General features: G+C 45.1%; 17 protein-coding genes. 11 read left to right on the top strand and 6 right to left on the bottom strand.

The window, feature by feature from the left end; translation table 11 throughout:
* Positions 1-2 precede the first annotated feature (2 nt).
* The 3 genes from dapD to VGD82_RS08275 form a co-directional block, all read right to left on the bottom strand.
* On the bottom strand, positions 3-830 hold the full coding sequence (dapD, locus tag VGD82_RS08285; protein ID WP_036299941.1) for a 2,3,4,5-tetrahydropyridine-2,6-dicarboxylate N-succinyltransferase: 828 nt from the start codon (positions 828-830) through the stop codon (positions 3-5).
* 131 nt (positions 831-961) lie between these two features.
* Positions 962-1,807 (bottom strand): M48 family metallopeptidase, encoded by an 846-nt coding sequence (locus tag VGD82_RS08280; protein WP_331019947.1) that lies wholly within the window; start codon positions 1,805-1,807, stop codon positions 962-964.
* A gap of 100 nt (positions 1,808-1,907) precedes the next feature.
* The gene (locus VGD82_RS08275; protein ID WP_331019946.1) at positions 1,908-3,791 is read right to left on the bottom strand and encodes a potassium transporter Kup; all 1,884 of its coding nucleotides are present in this window, start codon (positions 3,789-3,791) and stop codon (positions 1,908-1,910) included.
* Positions 3,792-4,104: 313 nt separating this feature from the next.
* Between VGD82_RS08275 and VGD82_RS08270 the strand changes: the two genes are divergently transcribed.
* The 3 genes from VGD82_RS08270 to VGD82_RS08260 all read left to right on the top strand — a co-directional run bounded on the left by VGD82_RS08270 (position 4,105) and on the right by VGD82_RS08260 (position 5,738).
* The gene (locus tag VGD82_RS08270; protein ID WP_331019945.1) at positions 4,105-4,422 is read left to right on the top strand and encodes a BON domain-containing protein; all 318 of its coding nucleotides are present in this window, start codon (positions 4,105-4,107) and stop codon (positions 4,420-4,422) included.
* A 336-nt stretch (positions 4,423-4,758) separates the two neighbouring features.
* On the top strand, positions 4,759-5,073 hold the full coding sequence (locus VGD82_RS08265) for a DUF883 family protein (RefSeq protein ID WP_331019944.1): 315 nt from the start codon (positions 4,759-4,761) through the stop codon (positions 5,071-5,073).
* 482 nt (positions 5,074-5,555) lie between these two features.
* Positions 5,556-5,738 carry a glycine zipper 2TM domain-containing protein gene (locus tag VGD82_RS08260; RefSeq protein ID WP_349256908.1) on the top strand — a complete coding sequence of 61 codons (183 nt, stop codon included), beginning with the start codon at positions 5,556-5,558 and terminating at the stop codon, positions 5,736-5,738.
* Between the two features lie 91 nt (positions 5,739-5,829).
* Here VGD82_RS08260 and xseA read toward each other — a convergent pair whose 3' ends face one another.
* The gene (gene xseA / locus VGD82_RS08255; protein WP_331019942.1) at positions 5,830-7,062 is read right to left on the bottom strand and encodes an exodeoxyribonuclease VII large subunit; all 1,233 of its coding nucleotides are present in this window, start codon (positions 7,060-7,062) and stop codon (positions 5,830-5,832) included.
* Between the two features lie 53 nt (positions 7,063-7,115).
* On the opposite strand from xseA, the gene VGD82_RS08250 reads away from it, so the two are divergent.
* From VGD82_RS08250 to VGD82_RS08225, 6 genes are all read left to right on the top strand, one after another.
* On the top strand, positions 7,116-7,610 hold the full coding sequence (locus tag VGD82_RS08250) for a disulfide bond formation protein B (protein WP_331019990.1): 495 nt from the start codon (positions 7,116-7,118) through the stop codon (positions 7,608-7,610).
* 42 nt (positions 7,611-7,652) lie between these two features.
* Positions 7,653-8,540, top strand: a complete 888-nt coding sequence (gene cysM / locus VGD82_RS08245) for a cysteine synthase CysM (RefSeq protein ID WP_331019941.1) — start codon at positions 7,653-7,655, stop codon at positions 8,538-8,540.
* The gene (locus tag VGD82_RS08240) at positions 8,494-10,368 is read left to right on the top strand and encodes a hypothetical protein (protein WP_331019940.1); all 1,875 of its coding nucleotides are present in this window, start codon (positions 8,494-8,496) and stop codon (positions 10,366-10,368) included. Before cysM ends, VGD82_RS08240 begins: the two co-directional genes overlap by 47 nt.
* Before the next feature lie 125 nt (positions 10,369-10,493).
* Positions 10,494-10,670 carry a hypothetical protein gene (locus VGD82_RS08235; RefSeq protein ID WP_331019939.1) on the top strand — a complete coding sequence of 59 codons (177 nt, stop codon included), beginning with the start codon at positions 10,494-10,496 and terminating at the stop codon, positions 10,668-10,670.
* Positions 10,671-10,724: 54 nt separating this feature from the next.
* Entirely contained in the window at positions 10,725-11,141 is a 417-nt protein-coding gene (locus VGD82_RS08230) for a YdbL family protein (protein ID WP_331019938.1), read from the top strand.
* A 66-nt stretch (positions 11,142-11,207) separates the two neighbouring features.
* Positions 11,208-11,981 carry a 3'-5' exonuclease gene (locus VGD82_RS08225; protein ID WP_331019937.1) on the top strand — a complete coding sequence of 258 codons (774 nt, stop codon included), beginning with the start codon at positions 11,208-11,210 and terminating at the stop codon, positions 11,979-11,981.
* A gap of 95 nt (positions 11,982-12,076) precedes the next feature.
* Here the strand turns inward: VGD82_RS08225 and VGD82_RS08220 are convergent, their stop codons facing one another.
* Positions 12,077-13,165, bottom strand: a complete 1,089-nt coding sequence (locus tag VGD82_RS08220; protein WP_331019936.1) for a M48 family metallopeptidase — start codon at positions 13,163-13,165, stop codon at positions 12,077-12,079.
* 155 nt (positions 13,166-13,320) lie between these two features.
* Here VGD82_RS08220 and rlmD point away from each other — a divergent pair, with 155 nt between their 5' ends.
* Both rlmD and VGD82_RS08210 read left to right on the top strand, forming a co-directional pair.
* The gene (rlmD, locus tag VGD82_RS08215) at positions 13,321-14,697 is read left to right on the top strand and encodes a 23S rRNA (uracil(1939)-C(5))-methyltransferase RlmD (RefSeq protein ID WP_331019935.1); all 1,377 of its coding nucleotides are present in this window, start codon (positions 13,321-13,323) and stop codon (positions 14,695-14,697) included.
* Positions 14,698-14,847: 150 nt separating this feature from the next.
* Positions 14,848-15,537 (top strand): OmpW/AlkL family protein, encoded by a 690-nt coding sequence (locus VGD82_RS08210; protein WP_331019934.1) that lies wholly within the window; start codon positions 14,848-14,850, stop codon positions 15,535-15,537.
* 287 nt (positions 15,538-15,824) lie between these two features.
* Here the strand turns inward: VGD82_RS08210 and hemN are convergent, their stop codons facing one another.
* On the bottom strand, positions 15,825-17,273 hold the full coding sequence (gene hemN, locus VGD82_RS08205) for an oxygen-independent coproporphyrinogen III oxidase (protein ID WP_331019933.1): 1,449 nt from the start codon (positions 17,271-17,273) through the stop codon (positions 15,825-15,827).
* Positions 17,274-17,445: the final 172 nt, after the last annotated feature.

Raw genomic sequence — 17,445 nt, 5'->3', positions numbered from 1 at the left:
GCTTAAATACCACGAAGTAATTCGTTAATGCCAACTTTGCCTAGTGTTTTAGCATCTACTTTTTTCACAATCACTGCACAGTAAAGGCTGTAGCTGCCGTCTTTTGATGGCAAGTTACCTGAAACTACTACTGAACCAGCTGGTACGCGGCCGTAGAATACTTCGCCTGTTTCGCGGTCGTAGATTTTAGTTGATTGGCCAATGTACACACCCATAGAGATTACGCAGTTGTCTTCAACAATCACGCCTTCAACCACTTCAGAGCGAGCGCCGATAAAACAGTTGTCACCAATGATGGTTGGGCCAGCTTGTACTGGCTCTAATACGCCACCAATACCAACGCCACCTGACAAGTGTACGTTTTTACCGATTTGAGCGCATGAACCTACAGTCGCCCATGTGTCTACCATTGTGCCTTCGCCAACGTAAGCGCCGATGTTCACGTATGAAGGCATCAATACTGCATTTTTACCAATGAACGAACCACGGCGTACAATCGCGTTAGGTACTACGCGGAACCCACCAGCTTTAAAGTCTTCTTCTGTGTAATCTGCAAATTTAGGTGGCACTTTGTCAAAATATTTGGTTACGCCATCGTCCATTAACTCATTGTCTTTTAGACGGAATGAAAGCAATACGGCTTTTTTCAACCATTGGTGTGTTTCCCATTGTTGTGTATCAGCTACACGGCTAGCTACACGTAGTTTGCCGCTATCTAAATCTGCAAGCACAGAAGCTACAGTAGATTTGATTTCAGCAGATGCATTGCCTGGGTTGATGTTAGCGCGGTCTTCAAACGCTGCTTCGATAATGCTTTGACGTGGATCCATAAAAGTCTCTATTGATTTTGAATAAGTTGGTAAATTAATTAATGCGACATTTTAACTCAAACAGGAGAATAGCCCAAAAATAAAGCGCACAACTGACGCTGTGCGCTCTAAATAATCGCTATTTCTGTTGCTTACTTGCCAGTTTTTGCTGCGTTGTATAGCGGTCTAACTTTAGGCGCTAGCGCGCGTAACTCTGCAATGCGGCTTGAACTGGCAGGGTGGGTGCTAAGAAATTCTGGCGGGGTAGAACCAGCTTGCGCTTCCATTTTTTGCCACAAAGTGACGGCTGCATCTGGGTTGTAACCAGCGCGGGCGGCAAGCTCTAGACCAATTTTATCAGCCTCTCGCTCTTGTTCGCGTCCGTTAGGTAGCGCAAAAAATAGTTGTGAGCCCATGCTGGCAGCCTGCATCGATGCATTGCCAACAACAGCGCCAGTGCTGGAAGATAGCACCGCACCTAGTGCCTGTAAGCCAAACTGCTGCACGTATGCTTGCGACATACGCTCACGCCCATGCTCACGCAGTGCATGGGCGATTTCGTGGCCGATCACGGCAGCTAACTCATCATCTGTCGCTTTTAGCTTATCCATCAGGCCGGTATATACCATGATTTTTCCGCCAGGCATGCAGTACGCGTTAAGCTCGTCATTGTGTTCTACATTGACTTCCCATTTCCACTGGGTTGCATCTGGCCTAAACACGCCTACCTGTACAATGAGCCGATTGGAGATTTTACGTACACGATCAAGCTGAGTTTTATTGGCATTGAGCGTTTTTTTCTTTTCAGCCTCTTGTAATGTTTGGGTGTAAGCCTGGGTCGACATGGTGGTGACTTGTGATTCAGGCAGTAGCAGTAATTGGGTGCGTTTTACCCCTGATACGCTGTCTTGGGTGGTGGTGGCGCAGCCGCTTAAATAAGCCATGAATACTGCTGAGATAATAAGGCTGGACTGTTTGAATCTGAATAGATGTGTCATTTTTATTAATCCGTTTGCGTGGGTCTAAGCAGTAACGCATTGCATGCAGTTTGGTTGAATGCAATGCGCTAAAGTAAACAATAGTACATCTTGACTAACGTTAGAAGGTGACTTGCGTCCCAAGTTCAACCACACGGTTGGGCGGCAGCTTAAACTGATTGGTAATGGTTTCTGCGCTGCGGAATAGCCCAATAAATATTTTTTTGCGCCAGTAAGCCATTTCTGGTGATTCATGCGCAATTAAAATTTCTTTACCGATAAAGTAAGAGGTATCCATTGCCTCCAGTACCAAGCCCTTTTCTGCGCACAGTGCTAGGTCTCTTGGTAAGTCTGGCTCGTCTTTAAACCCGTACTGCACAGTCACACGGTAAAACTCATGCGGTAATACTTCAACGCTAACGCGGTCGCTAGGTACGGTGCGCGGGAAGTCTAAGAACTTCACTGTCAGAATCACAACTTTCTCATGCAGTACTTTATTGTGTTTCAGGTTATGCAGCATGGCATGTGGCACGCCCTCTGGGTTAGGGGTCATGAACAATGCAGTGCCTGCAACGCGCATCGGCGGATGTGCGCTAATCGCTTCAATAAAAGGGTCTAACGCCATGGCTTCATTTTTAAGATGCTTGTATAGCATGTTGCGGCCAGTTTTCCAGGTAATCATCAAAGTGAAAATGACCACGCCGATGATTAACGGCACCCAGCCGCCATCAGGAATCTTAAGTACGTTGGCACTAAAGAAAGCAATATCAACCGTTAAGAATAATGCAACCAATGCACCGGTGCGTAGTTTGCTCCAGCCCCATAGGTTGTGGAACACGATGCCAGCCAGTAGGGTTGTAATCACCATATCACCGGTCACGGCAATACCGTAGGCTGCTGCCAAGTTGCCTGATGAGCCAAAGCCGATGACCAGCACCATCACCGCAATCATTAGCCCCCAGTTGACACGTGGCATGTAGATTTGCCCTTGCTGGCTTTCAGAGGTGTGCGATACGTGCATGCGCGGCAAAAATCCCAACTGCAATGCTTGGCGCGATACGGAAAATGCGCCGGTAATTACTGCTTGCGAAGCGATCACAGCAGCCATAGTGGCTAAGATGATGAGCGGAAATAGCATCCACTCAGGTGCAAGCAAGTAAAAAGGATTTTTTACTGCGGCTGGGTTTTTAAGTACAAGTGCGCCTTGTCCGAAATAGTTCAGAATAAGTGCCGGCAATACAAAGCCAAACCATGCCATACGAATCGGAAAGCGCCCAAAGTGCCCCATGTCGGCATAGAGTGCTTCAGCGCCGGTTACCGCCAGCACGACTGCGCCTAATGCCACAAAGGCGATCCAAGGGCTTAACTGGAAGAAATGAATAGCGTAAATCGGGTTGAGCGCATTGATGATGGCCGGGTATTGCATAATGCCATGAATGCCTAATACGGCAAGGGTGCTAAACCATATCAACATGATGGGGCCAAAGAAGGCACCTACCAGTGCGGTACCTTTATTTTGTGCCCAGAATAAAAGAAATAATACGACAAGGGTAATCGGGAGGATAAGCGGGTGCAGAATCGGTGCGGAAACTTCCAAACCTTCTACTGCTGATAGTACTGAAATGGCCGGTGTAATAATGCCATCAGCATAAAACATACAAGCACCTAAAATGCCTAATAGCATGATGTTGCGCTGTTTTTTTGGATTGTTTGCGACGTTGCGGCTGGCAAGTGCTAGCAGCGCCATAATGCCGCCTTCGCCGCGGTTATCAGCTCGCATCACAAATGCGACATATTTCACCGATACCACCATAATTAGCGCCCATACAATGAGCGATAAAATACCAAACATATTGGTTTCAGTCAGAGGTACCGGGTGTACGCCAACTGAAAACACTTCTTTGATGGTATAGAGTGGGCTTGTGCCAATATCGCCAAAAACTACGCCTAGTGCTGCAAGCGTAAGTGCAGAGCGATTGGTGTTACTACCAGAAGCTGATGACATTGTCGTTTGATTGCATGCTAATAATTGAGGTGGCTATTATCAGTCAATTCTCGTATGAAACCAATAATTATCTGAGATGCAATAGGTTTTTGGTGGGTAGCACGCATTTTAAAAAGGCTAAGAGGTGTTGTGTGTGCTAATGCACAGAGAATCATCAATGAATAAGTGGATGATTTAAATACTTTAGTGAACTGAAGTGAGTAACTTGATTTTGATAGTGTCAGCGCTGAGTTTTTGCATGTTAGGTTATTAATCTTTAGTTGATTCAACTGGGCGTGTATGGCGATGTTTAATTAACATGGAGATATAAGCGATGAAACAACTGAAATATATAGTGAACATAATTCTTGCAGCAGCACTGCTAGCTTTGGTAGGTTGTGCATCGACCGCTAAAAATGAGGGAACAGGCGAGTATATCGATGATAGTGTGATTACTGCTAAGGTAAAAGCTGCCGTATTGAATGATGAAGCTCTAAAATCAGCTGAGATTAATGTGGGGACTTTTAAAGGTGTTGTTCAACTAAGTGGTTTTGTGAGTTCTGAGTCAGACATTTGCAAAGCCGTTGATGTTGCAAGAAAAGTGAATGGTGTGAAGTCAGTAAAAAATGATATGCACTTAAAAACTAACTAACTGATGAGAGCTTAACTTTAAGATTGGAGTTAGGAGTATCAGAGTGCTTGAAAAGATTGCGATAGTCTTGGCTGCTCTTGATTGCTGTCGCCGTGCTGGTTGTGCGGCATCTTCAAAAAAACAGCTTTAATAAACGTGAGCAACTAATTCCATGCTATTTATTTTTAAGTCTGGTTTTAATCATGCATCTCTAAATTGCTAGCAATTAAACGAAGGTGACTAACCTGCTAGTCGCTAATCATAGCTGTTTTGCGCTGGTTTAGCAGTTTTCTAGGGTGTCCGGTGTTGTCTTGCTGGGCTTATGCAGATGATCTTTGAATATTAATGGGGTGCTATATGGATAATTTTTCTAATCAGTTTCATTCAAATCAATTGGTCGGCGAGATTAAAGAGGTGATGCTTGATGCTGAGGCCTTATTGGCCGCAACAGTAGACACAGGCGATAAAAAGCTCGCAGAAATACGTGATAAATCAGAAAAATCACTAAAACGAGTACGGGCTAGGTTGGACGATCTGCAAACCGATGTTTTACTAAATGTAAAAGCCGCTACTAAAGCTACGGACGTTTATGTACATGAAAATCCTTGGCGCGTTATTGGGTTTGCCGCTAGTCTAGGAGTAGTGGTTGGTTTGCTCATGGGGCGTCGTTAACTAATTCTGAATAAACAAACAGTTACTCCATTAAGGATGCATTGTTTTGCAGTCGCATCATTAATGGAAGTAGTCTACCAAACTCACTCTTAACAGCCTGATGGTGCTCATCAATTCGTAGTCCAGGCTTGATTAGTCTTAATAGTATTCTACGGACGTATTGAGTGAGCCTCACAAGATGTTACGTGCGTGGTTGCTTCAACCATGGACTGACGCGGTGTGTGCCATGCGGTTATTTTACGCAATGCGCTTTAGCGTACAGACGCCACATCGTTAATGTTTGATACTCAGTAAGCTGAGTTGGTACAAACTATCGTGCGTTCAGTGATTGTTTGATTTAATTAAGATTTTAGTGACACTGTTTGAGTGGAATCTCATTTAGTCACACATTCTAATAGTATTTTTATAACAATAATTCTTGTTAGAAATGTAAGAAAAGAGGCTAAGTGATGAACACAACACATAAGTATGTAGCCAATTTAATGATCGCCTTTGTTGTATTAAGCACGGTCGGCTGTAGCAGTATGTCCGCTCGTGATAAAAGTACGGCAATTGGTGCTGGCGTCGGTGGCGTTGCAGGCGCTGTACTTACTGGAGGTAGTGCATTAGGCACAGTCGGTGGTGCAGCAGTTGGTGGTGTAATCGGCAATCAGATTGGCAAATAATCTATTATCAATTTCGCTAGTAACTAGCGACAACTTAAAACGCACAGAGGTGAAATTTTGTGCGTTTATGCATTATGTATTAGCGAATACCTTATTCGTTTCTAATTGTTTGAATCGTTGCTTCGGCTGAGCCAACACCTAGGGTTAACATCACTTCATCTCCACTTTTTAGTTGTGAGCTAGAGCTGACAATCGCCCCGGTTTTAGTTTGCACTAGCGCATACCCTCTGGTGAGTACTGCTTTAGGGTTTAGATGTTGAAGATTCTGCTGTAGGCGTAACAAGGTTTGTTGTTTGCCTCGCAACTGCTGATTGATACTGTTATTTAAACGGGAAGCCAACTGCGTGATTTGAGTTTTTTGCTGTGCTATTTGCTGTGATGGTGAAATCAGCCTGCGCGCCAGGTAGTCTAAAGCTTGAGATTTCTGATTAAGCACAAATTGCATATTTTTTGCCAGTTGTAACTTTAACTGATTGGTTTTATTCAACATATCTTCACGTGATGGCGTTGCCAGTTCTGCGGCAGCAGTAGGCGTTGCCGCGCGAATGTCGGCCACAAAGTCGCAGATGGTAAAGTCGGTTTCATGCCCAACACCGCTAATGGTTGGGATGCTGCAGTTGGCAACTGCACGTGCGACGATTTCTTCATTAAACTGCCATAAGTCTTCAATACTGCCACCGCCGCGGCAAATAATAAGTACATCACACTCGGCGCGCTCATGCGCGGTGCTGATTGCATTGGCAATAAGCTGTGCAGCGCCTTTGCCTTGTACTGGGGTAGGGTAAATAATAACCGGGATATTAGGCATGCGGCGTTTAAGTGTGGTGAGCACATCTCTTAACGCGGCGGCATCGGCAGAGGTTACCACGCCAATTTGTTTGGGGTGTTTGGGGATGGCGCGCTTGATGCTGGCATCAAACAGCCCTTCGGCGCTGAGCTTTCTTTTAAGTTTTTCAAACGCTTCAAATAATGCGCCTAGCCCTGCACGTTGCACAAACTCTACCGTAAGCTGAAAGTCGCCACGAGCCTCGTATAAAGTGACAGTCGCGCGCGCTTCGATTTTATCGCCTTCGCGTGGGGTGAAATCAACGTAACTATTACGGCCCTTGAACATAACGCAGCGCACCTGTGCACCAGCATCTTTGAGTGAAAAATACCAATGGCCACTGGCCGCGCGCGTAAAGTTAGATACCTCGCCGGAAACCCAAAACAGTGGAAAGCTTTGTTCCAAAATGTTTTTTGCCATACGGTTAAGTTCGCTGACAGACAGCACTTTAGCGTTGGAGCTGCCTTCCTGAGATAAATTTGCTGCGAAGTCTGTCAAAATGGGCTTAATCCGTTAAAATGATTTTTTGAGATTATATCGTGACGGACATCATGCTAAATAAAATTCTTATTGGTCGAACAGGTTATTTCATTGGTTTTGTGGGCTGCTTTGCATTGGTTGGGCTGGCACTGTGGATACAAACGAAATTTGGCCTGGAGCCCTGTCCGTTGTGCATCTCACAGCGCATAGTGTTTATGTCGCTAGGCGTTTTGTTTTTAGTGGCGGCGTTGGTGCCTAAGTGCTTGAAGTTGCAATCAATGTTTCAGGTGTTAGCGGCATTGGGCGGCGCGGGGGTGGCAATTCGCCATTGGTGGATACAAGCGCATAAAGAAGAAATGATTGCAGACTGTGGCGTGGGCTTTGATTACATGTTTGAAAACTTCCCGTTACAAAAAGCATTGACGCTGGTGTTTAAAGGCACTGGTGATTGCGCCGCGATTGACTGGACCTTTTTAGGGCTGACCATTCCGCAGATGTCACTTATCGCTTTTATTGGTTTTGGCGCGTATGCCGTGTATTTGCTTAAATTAAATAGCAAAAAGTAAATCTAAATTACAACAGATGTGAAATAGCAGAGAATTTATTGAATGTACAAAACGATAGACAACTTCGTCGGCAATACGCCATTAGTGAAATTGCAACGCATGGCGGGAAAAACCAGTAATACTATTTTATTGAAGCTGGAAGGTAATAACCCAGCCGGTTCAGTGAAAGACAGACCTGCATACTCAATGATTACGCGTGCAGAAGCCCGCGGTGAGATTAAACCGGGCGACACTTTAATTGAAGCCACAAGTGGCAATACCGGGATTGCGCTGGCAATGGTCGCGGCAATGCGTGGTTATAAAATGATATTGGTGATGCCGGATAACCAAAGCGTAGAGCGCCGCCAAAGCATGAAGGCCTATGGTGCAGAGCTAGTGCTGACCCCTAAAGACGGCAGTATGGAATTAGCGCGCGATGTTGCCATGAAAATGCAGGCAGAAGGCGAAGGCATAGTGCTGGACCAGTTTGGCAATGCCGACAATCCATTGGCACATTATGAAGGTACTGGCCCTGAAATCTGGCGCGATACTGAAGGTAAAGTTACACATTTTGTGTCTAGCATGGGCACAACCGGCACCATCATGGGTACCTCACGTTTTTTGAAAGAGCAGAACCCTAACATTCAAATTGTGGGCGTACAGCCTGAAGAAGGGGCGCAAATCCCTGGTATCCGTAAATGGCCAGAAGCGTATCTCCCTAGTATTTACAATGCCAGCGCGGTAGATGAACTGATTTACGTGAGCCAGAAGCATGCAGAAGATACCACACGTAAATTAGCCACGATGGAAGGTATATTTGCCGGTATTTCATCCGGCGGTGCTTTGTATGCTGCCTTGCAGTTATCTAAGCGTGTGGAAAATGCTGTGATTGTGAGCATTGTGTGTGACAGAGGTGATCGTTACCTCTCTACAGGTGTTTATCCGTCGTAGCTTACCCGATATGAGCGCGCTTGGTCGCATTGTCGGTATTTGCTGTTTAATCTGCTATAGCATTACTGCACATGCCGTTTCTGAGGTTTCTATCAGTGTTGGGCACCTTGAACATGCGATGGGCGATGCTAAAGATATTGCGTTAAAGCTTCAGCTGAGTCAGCCTCAACCTAGTGTTACGCTGCATGCGGCAATAAAACCAGCAGATGCGCAGGGCAAACAGAATGAGTGGACGCAGTTAGACCTTAGCTGCAATCTGCCAAAGCGCCGCAGCATTGAGGCTGTGCGCTGTGACAATGGACGCTTAAAAAGCGCACGTGTGGATTTACCTTTTAATCTGGATATCAACCGCTTATTTCATCGTAATCAATTAGATGTTGATGCCGCGCTGTACCTCAAGGGCGGTAGTTTTAGTGATGAAGCGGGGTTACATGCCGCTGAAAAGCTGAGCGGTGCAATGACGATAGCATTAAAACGCGAGGCGCAAGGCTGGCAATGGCAGACCTTTGTGGATTGGCAAACTGGCGAAGTGTACTGGCAGCCTTTTTATATTGAAAGCGGTGGCCATGCGTTACAGGCAACCGGCACGTTAAGGGATGATGTGCTAGAGGTGAATCAAGCGCATTTGAAAATTAACCGTGTGGGCGAGCTGGATGCGGATGGTGCGCTGCGCCTCAGTGACTTTAAATTACTGGATTTAAATGCCAAATTGCCGAAACTAGATCTTGGCGCGGCTTACCCGTTACTGTTTAAACCATTGCTAGGCAATACCGCATTTAATAACGCCACGATCGATGGCAGCGCATCATTGCAACTTAAAGTGAAAAACACAGAGTTGCAATCCTTCAATTTGCAGCTGAATGATGTCGATGTGGTGGATATTAATAATAAGTTTGCGTTTTATCAGCTCAATGCAAATATCCCATGGAGTTACGAGGCATCAAACTCGGTACGCTTGAGTTATGCACGCGGCAGTTTGCTCAATTTGCCGTTAGGCAAAACTGAAATTAATGCAGAGGTGAATCGTTACGCAATTACTGCGCCTAGCATCCGCTTGCCGGTGTTAGATGGTGCGTTAAGTTTGTCTAATCTATCGGCAACGCGTCTGCACAATGAATGGTTCTGGCATTTGAGCGCCAAGTTGGAGCCAATCTCGATGGAGGATTTTAGTACGCAGCTTAAACTGCCACGGATGTTGGGTAAGGCGTCAGCGCAAATCCCTTTGGTGACCTATAGCGGCGGCATACTCACGACGGATGGTAGCGTAGTGCTCAATGTGTTTAATGGTACAGCCACGGTCACGCAACTAACTATGCATACGCCCTTGGGTATTGCACCTAAATTGAATGCGGATATTGCCCTAAGGAATTTAGAGCTAGGCGAGCTTACCCGCACATTTTCATTTGGTGCGATTGAAGGTAAATTGGATGGGGATATTAAAGGCCTGGAACTGCAAAACTGGAAGCCGGTGACTTTTGATGCGCGGATACAGAGTAGCCCGGGCAAATATCCAAAGAAGATTTCACAACGCGCGGTAGAGAATATTTCGGCATTAGGTGGCGGTGGCGCGGCTGCTGCGGTACAGCGTAGTTTTTTACGTTTTTTTCAGCAGTTTAATTACGGCAAGATGGGCCTGAGCTGCCGCTTGCGCAATGATGTGTGTGAAATGGGCGGCGTGGAGTCAACCGCACATGGGTACATCATCGTTAAAGGAAGTGGTATCCCTGCGATTACAGTGATGGGGTACAATCAGACCGTAGGCTGGAGCGAGCTGTTAGCGCGTATTGAACGCGTGATTGATGGCAACAGTAAGGCCGTTGTGCGTTAAAGTGATACGATAAAGTAGTAAGTTAGCATCGTGTATATATGCTGCAATAAATGTGATGCACAATCAAAAGCTCAGTGAATTTAAATAGTTTTAACGCAACATATATCAATGATAAAGGATAGGTAATGAAAAACTGGTCGATCGCCTTGGTACTGGCATGTGTTTTACCCGCTTGCGTCACCATTAACATTTATTTCCCGGCAGCCGCCGCAGAAAAAGCCGCCGATAAAATTATTGACGATGTATGGCAGCTTAAAAATGGCGCCGAGAAACCAAACACCAATACGGTAGAGCCTAAGTAAATTGAAGCACGGCTTAAATTTAAGCAAATAAAAGATTGAATTGAAGGAATGATGATGAAAAAAATATTATTCAGCGCTTTGTTGTTAGTGGTGATGATTGCAAGCCAAGTGGTGGTAGCTGCCGCAGATTTAGAAGTAAACACCCCGGCAATTTCAGCGATTAAGGGCAGTATGCAAGCGCGTCACGCCCAGCTGGCTTCACACTATGCAAGTGGCGCTATTGGCCTGACCAAAGATGGTTTGATTGCAGTGCGCGATGCCAATGCTGTGCCGCTTAAAGAGCGTGCAGGCTTAAATGGGGTAGTAGCGGCGGAGAATGCAGACCGCGCTAAGCTGTACCAGGAAATTGCGACAGCAAACGGTCATCCAGAATGGCAGGCTGAAATTCAAAACACTTTTGCAAGCCGTTGGATTGATAAAGCGCAAGGCGGATGGTGGGTGCAGGGTGCAGGCGGCTGGACCAAAAAGTAATCGAGATTCATTTATTTCGCGTTTGCTTTACCCCGAGTTTTCTTACGATTTTAATAAAGCCCAGACATGACCCCTACCTTAGTTTTTGATATTGAGACTATTCCTGATACCGATGGTATCCGCAGCTTATTGGATTTACCCACTGACATTTCGGATGAAGATGTAGCGAATATTGCCTTGCATCAACGCCGGCAACAAAATGGCACGGAGTTTTTACCTTTACATCAGCATCGTATTTGCGCGATTTCATGCGCGTTGCGTGAAGGTAAACATTTTAAAGTATGGACACTGGGTGACCCGGACTCAACAGAAGCTGAAATTATTCAACGCTTCTTTGATGGCATAGAAAAATATACGCCGCAAATTATCTCTTGGAACGGTGGTGGCTTCGATTTGCCGGTGCTGCATTACCGTGCCTTGATTCATGGCATCAATGCCAGTCGCTATTGGGATTTGGGCGAAGACGATAAAGAGTTTAAGTGGAACAACTATATCAGCCGCTATCACACCCGTCATTTAGACTTGATGGATGTGATGGCGATATTTAATGCGCGTGCCAATGCGCCGTTAGACGATTTAGCCAAGCTGTGTGGCTTTCCAGGTAAATTAGGCATGGATGGCAGCAAAGTCTGGGATGCGTATAAAGCAGGCAAGATTGCTGAAATCAGAGATTATTGTGAAACTGATGTGGCCAACACACATCTGGTTTATTTGAGGTTCCAATTGATGCGCGGCCATTTGACACCTGAGGCTTATGCCGCAGAAATCGAGCTAGTGCGCGATACTTTATCAAGCTACACCGCACCGCATTGGCCAGAGTTTTTGGCTGCTTGGAAATAGTCTGTAATAGAGTGCCCAAGAGTAAACAGTAAAGAGCTAATAGGACCATACCTATTAGCTCTTTTGTCGTTATTTGGTGGTTATTGCTTTAATCGCTATTTCTTAAGTTCAGGGGTCAGTGCTGCACCCTTTTCAATTTTCCCTTTAATTTCTTTTACGGTTTCTTCAATAGCTACAAAACGTTGTGGTGTAGTAGGGTGCGACGATTTAATGGTAATGGCTTGCGAGTTATTCACTGCCATTCTGCGCCAGAAACCGGCTGCGTTATCAATGTTAAAGCCGGATTTTTGCATGATGTATAGGCCTACATAGTCTGCCTCTTGCTCAAACTCAACCGAGTACGCATTACCAGCAATGCCAGCACCCATGCGGCTAAAGTCACCATTGGTATTTACGCCTGCAGTCGCCGCGGCAATATCCAGTAGCAAGCCTAGAACTCCACCGGTGGTTGCATTTTTCTTTTTGGCATCGATGTGCTTCATCGCATTGTGCGCAAGCTCATGGCTGAGTACTAGTGCCATTTCTTCATCGGTTTTGAAGAAATCCATCATGCCTTTGTACATTACAATATTGTTGCCATCGGCATAAGCGTTCTTGGTGTCATCAGGGGATAGGTGCACTTGAAAGTCGCACGATTTCACAGGTGTGATGGATACTTTTTGCTCTGCACCATCTCTTAACACGGCGAGTTCTACAGGGCCTAGGCTCTTCGCTTGCTCAGCAAGTTTTTGCGCTAGCTGTTTGTCTGCATCTTTTCCTACCGGTACTAGCCAGTGGTTAATAGAAACTAAAACATCACCTTCTTTAAGAGCAGCTTTTTCAGCGGGAGACTTTTCTACGATGTGCAGAATCTTAAATTTTTCATCCAAGTTGTATTTAGACTTGGTGATTTCTTTCCAAGCGGGTTTAAAGCCATCTTGATTCCAATAGTTAAACCCATAGTAGCCGGATGTTTTTTCGCCACATAAATCCGTGCCGTTAGTGATAATGCGTGAAGAAACATTTTGCAGTTTTTTATAGTTGCTCATGTAGTCTTCAACAACGAGTTCCTGCTGCTTTTTTGTTTCAGCGTCGGTGGTTGCGTTGTTGACGCTGGGTGCGCGTGTCTGCGGTGAAAAACAGCCGATGAGTACTAAAGACGAGATTAGTGCTGAGAGTCGCAGGGTAGATCTAACTGGAAGCATGTTGATTTCCTTATTTTTATTGTTGGTGCATTAAGCGGAACGTTTTTTATTGTGACTTCATTTTTTTAGGATGAGCGCTACTTTGCGTATCCGATTCTAGTTTAGCAAAATAAGATAATTTCCTCTAATACAAGCTCTGCGGTAAAATTTAACCTATGAGAAAACGAAGAAATAAGGCGCAAGCTGAAAATGTACCAGCACCAATCCTAACTGCTGTGATTGAATCACTAGACCAAGAAGGACGTGGCGTTACCCATTTTGAGGGTAAAACGATTTTTGTGGATGGCGCACTGCCAGGCGAGAAAGTCACTTTCCAATCACAACGCATTAAACCTAGCTACGAAGTAGCGAATGTGGTGGAAGTGTTAAAACAGTCCAACCAGCGTGTAACGCCCAAGTGTCCGCACTTTGGCGTGTGTGGTGGGTGTAAATTGCAACATTTGGATTTTGCCGCCCAGGTGGCTACCAAACAGCGCTTGCTAGAGAGCGATTTATGGCATATCGGCAAAGTAAAAGCTGAAAATATGCTGCCGCCACTCTATGGCCCAACTTGGGGTTATCGCCACAAGGCACGTTTAAGCGTTAAGTATGTAGAGAAAAAACAGCGTGTATTGGTTGGTTTTAATGAAAAATCAACTCGCTTTGTTGCAGATATGAACAGCTGTGAAGTATTGGTGCCAGAAGTTTCTGCATTAATCGCTCCACTGCAAGATTTGATCGTGCAACTAAGCATTCGAGATAAATTACCGCAAATCGAATTAGCGGTGGGTGAGCCAGACATAAATGTGCAGACCGGCAAGTCTGTGGTGGTCTTGATTCTGCGCATTATGGGGCCGTTAACCGAACAGGATGAAACACGGCTTAAAGCATTTGCAGATGAGCATAGCGTGCAGGTTTGGACGCAAACTAAAGGCCCAGATACTATCAAGCCGTTTTATCCATCAGGCGGCAGTCAGTTGCAATATAGCCTGCCGGAATTTGATTTAACTTATCCGTTCAAGCCGAACGAGTTTACGCAAGTGAACCCGCAAATTAATCAAGTGATGATACGCCGCGCCATGCAGTTACTTGCACCACAGGCACATGAGAAGATTGCCGACTTTTTCTGTGGTATCGGTAACTTTACGCTACCTATCGCACGCAGCGGTGCGCAGGTGTTGGGCTTAGAAGGCTTGGCTAATCTGGTTGAGCGTGCCAATGAGAGCGCGCAGTTAAATGCGATTAATCACGTTAAGTTTGGCGTAGCTGACTTGTTTAAAATGACACCGGAAGCCTTAACTGGTTTAGGGCGCTTTGATAAGTGGCTGGTTGACCCACCGCGTGATGGTGCGTTTGAATTGGTTAAAGCACTAGATACTAGCAATCAACCGGAGTCTATCGTTTATGTCTCTTGTAACCCTGCCACTTTGGCACGGGATGCGGGTGTGTTGGTTAATGAAAAAGGCTACCAATTAAAGGCAGCTGGCGTCATTAATATGTTTCCGCACACAGCGCATGTTGAGTCTATCGCTTTATTTACGCTTAAACACTGATATACATCTCAAGTTGCCGTTGTAAAACGGCAACAATTTCTTACTAGCAGCGCTTCACTTGATGCAAATCAAAATGCCTCTGAAATTAGCTCAATATAATTCGTCCATCGAATTTGCATTAGTTAATTTAATTTAAGTGGAGAGTAAAAGATGAAAAAGTCAGTATTAGTGTTAGCAATCGCTGCTGTATTTGCCCCAATGTTAGCGCAAGCAGAGGCAGGTGACTGGGTAGTGCGTGTACGTGCTGCTAATGTTAGCCCAAATGAAGATAGTAAGTTGGGTAAAACTGTTAACAAAAACGTAGCTAACGTAATGTCACCAGGCGCTGAGTTGTCTGTAGATAGCCACACGATTCCTGAGTTGGATATTTCTTACTACATCACAAAAAACATCGCGGCTGAATTAATCTTGGCGACTGGCTCTAAACATGATGTGAGTATCAAGGGTGATGCCAACGCAACCGTTGGTAATCAATTATTGGGTAGCGTAGATGCTTTGCCACCAACATTGACTGCACAATGGCACTTTAATCCTGACCAAACCATTGATCCATACGTAGGTGCTGGTATTAACTACACTAACTTCTTGGATAAAAAACTTAACATTAGACAAGGTGCTCTAGCTGGCTCAAAAATCAAAGTGGATAACGATAGCTGGGGTTATGCATTACAAGCGGGTGTTGATGTTAACTTGAAAGACGGCTGGTTGATCAATGCGGACGTTAAATACGTGACGATTGATACAACAGTTAAATTGAAGACAGCAAGTGGCTGGACAAAAATTGACTCACTAGACATCAACCCATGGGTATTTGGTATCGGTATCGGTAAAAAATTCTAAAATTATAGTGATGAGTTAATCTCAGTCATATAACAAGTTTGTAAGCCTCCACGTTTGCCCCTGTTACATGTAGCAGGGGCTTTTTTTATTGCAGGTAGGCTTTGCCATCGATGCATATTTACGGCAGTATGGTGTGCGTTATGAGTAAGTTGGCTCTTAAGTTTGCAGTGAAAATTAATATGCAGCTTGTAGTTTGCTATGGATTACAAATGCTTGAGAAACAAAAGCCTAGCTACTTTAGCTAGGCTTTTGTTTTGGAGATTTAAATAGTTAAGCTAGATAATAATTTAGATGATTTTTGAGAATCTGGCGCGATTGCGGTCGGTTTGCAGGTAGCGGTCAAACACCATGCCTACAGCACGTACAAAGAACCAGCCAAAATCGGTCACTTGCAGGCTGTTTTCATCTAACGTGACCATGCCAGTTTTTTCCAGCTCTTTAAGAGCTTCTAGTTCATTCGCAAAGTATTGTTTAAAGTTAATCATGTAGGCAAGCTCGATAGCCTCATATTGCAACTCGCCTTGGCACATAATGGCCATGATGACCGCACGGCGCACTAGGTCGTCGCGGGTTAATGCCAGTCCATGCACGATAGGAAATCTGCCTTGATTAAGGTAGTCGTAATACTCTTCTAATGTTTTTGCATTTTGGCTGTAAGTTGCGCCTACGCGGCCAATGGCAGAAACACCCAGGCTTATTAAGTCGCAATCTGGTTGTGTGCTATAGCCTTGGAAGTTTCTATGCAGTCTACCTTGGCGCTTTGCGATTGCCAGTGCGTCAGTAGGTAGGGCAAAGTGATCCATGCCTACATACACGTAACCTGCGTTAAGGAATGTAGCAATGGCATTGGATAGCATCGCGATTTTTGCAGATGCTGCAGGTAGCTCGTAAGTGTCTATTCTGCGTTGTGGTTTGAAGCGCTCTGGTAAATGCGCGTAAGCATACAGTGCAATTCTTTCTGGTCTAAGTTCTACAATTTGTGCCAATGTTTTTGAGAATGACTCCGGTGATTGCTTAGGTAAGCCATAAATCAAATCCACATTGACTGAATCAAACTGCAAGCGTCGTGCAGACTCAACTAATGAAAATACTTGTTCTGCCGGCTGGATGCGATGCACGGCTTTTTGCACTTCCGGGTCAAAATCCTGCACCCCAAAACTTAGGCGATTAAAACCAAGTGAGGCTAAATGTGCCAAGCGCTGTTCGTTCACGGTGCGAGGGTCAACCTCGATTGAATACTCGCCATTCGGGGCTAACACAAAGCTGCGGCGTATCATCGCCATCAGTTCACTCAGTTCCTCATCACTGAAAAATGTAGGTGAGCCGCCACCTAAATGCAGTTGTGAGATGGTTTGACCTGCGCCCAAGTGTTCAATATGTAAATCTATTTCACGGCTTAAGTATCTTAAATACTCTACGCTACGCTCGTGATGCTTGGTCACTATTTTGTTGCATGCACAGAAAAAGCACAGTGACTCACAAAATGGAATATGCACATAAATAGAGAGCGGCAGTGTTAAGCCGCCAATTCTGCGCTGTGCCAGTGTCTGCTTATAAGAATCCTCGGTAAACGCCTCAACAAAGCGGTCTGCCGTGGGGTAAGATGTGTATCTAGGCCCGGAAACGTCAAACTTTTGTAAGGTTTCTGGGGTTAGCGTCGGCACCGTGCTTTTTGCTTCAGCCTGTTTATTGGCTGGCTGATTGCTAGGAAAGTTGATTGTATTGTTGGCAACCATGATTGTGACTCCTAAACCGTTTGGTTTATCCTGTAAATATAAAATGCACTCCGCACTATGGCGTTTAATTGAACCCTAAAATGAGGTGCTTTGCTGCAGTTCGCCTAGCTACAGCGCATTCTTTTTACGATGAAAACCTAATATTTACAGGGCAAACTACAGGCCTATACTT

The sequence above is a fragment of the Methylotenera sp. genome, assembly GCF_036401095.1.
Taxonomy (GTDB): domain Bacteria; phylum Pseudomonadota; class Gammaproteobacteria; order Burkholderiales; family Methylophilaceae; genus Methylotenera.
This window is presented reverse-complemented; position numbering and strand designations above follow the sequence as displayed.

What these genes read in the sequence shown, in the direction of transcription:
- VGD82_RS08280 (WP_331019947.1), bottom strand. Translation starts at nt 1,807, where the DNA reads ATGACACATCTATTCAGATTCAAACAGTCCAGCCTTATTATCTCAGCA.
- VGD82_RS08235 (WP_331019939.1), top strand. Translation starts at nt 10,494, where the DNA reads ATGAAAAACTGGTCGATCGCCTTGGTACTGGCATGTGTTTTACCCGCT.
- VGD82_RS08265 (WP_331019944.1), top strand. Translation starts at nt 4,759, where the DNA reads ATGGATAATTTTTCTAATCAGTTTCATTCAAATCAATTGGTCGGCGAG.
- VGD82_RS08250 (WP_331019990.1), top strand. Translation starts at nt 7,116, where the DNA reads ATGCTAAATAAAATTCTTATTGGTCGAACAGGTTATTTCATTGGTTTT.
- VGD82_RS08275 (WP_331019946.1), bottom strand. Translation starts at nt 3,791, where the DNA reads ATGTCATCAGCTTCTGGTAGTAACACCAATCGCTCTGCACTTACGCTT.
- dapD (WP_036299941.1), bottom strand. Translation starts at nt 830, where the DNA reads ATGGATCCACGTCAAAGCATTATCGAAGCAGCGTTTGAAGACCGCGCT.
- VGD82_RS08210 (WP_331019934.1), top strand. Translation starts at nt 14,848, where the DNA reads ATGAAAAAGTCAGTATTAGTGTTAGCAATCGCTGCTGTATTTGCCCCA.
- VGD82_RS08270 (WP_331019945.1), top strand. Translation starts at nt 4,105, where the DNA reads ATGAAACAACTGAAATATATAGTGAACATAATTCTTGCAGCAGCACTG.
- VGD82_RS08260 (WP_349256908.1), top strand. Translation starts at nt 5,556, where the DNA reads ATGATCGCCTTTGTTGTATTAAGCACGGTCGGCTGTAGCAGTATGTCC.
- rlmD (WP_331019935.1), top strand. Translation starts at nt 13,321, where the DNA reads ATGAGAAAACGAAGAAATAAGGCGCAAGCTGAAAATGTACCAGCACCA.
- cysM (WP_331019941.1), top strand. Translation starts at nt 7,653, where the DNA reads ATGTACAAAACGATAGACAACTTCGTCGGCAATACGCCATTAGTGAAA.
- VGD82_RS08230 (WP_331019938.1), top strand. Translation starts at nt 10,725, where the DNA reads ATGAAAAAAATATTATTCAGCGCTTTGTTGTTAGTGGTGATGATTGCA.
- hemN (WP_331019933.1), bottom strand. Translation starts at nt 17,273, where the DNA reads ATGGTTGCCAACAATACAATCAACTTTCCTAGCAATCAGCCAGCCAAT.
- VGD82_RS08225 (WP_331019937.1), top strand. Translation starts at nt 11,208, where the DNA reads ATGACCCCTACCTTAGTTTTTGATATTGAGACTATTCCTGATACCGAT.
- VGD82_RS08220 (WP_331019936.1), bottom strand. Translation starts at nt 13,165, where the DNA reads ATGCTTCCAGTTAGATCTACCCTGCGACTCTCAGCACTAATCTCGTCT.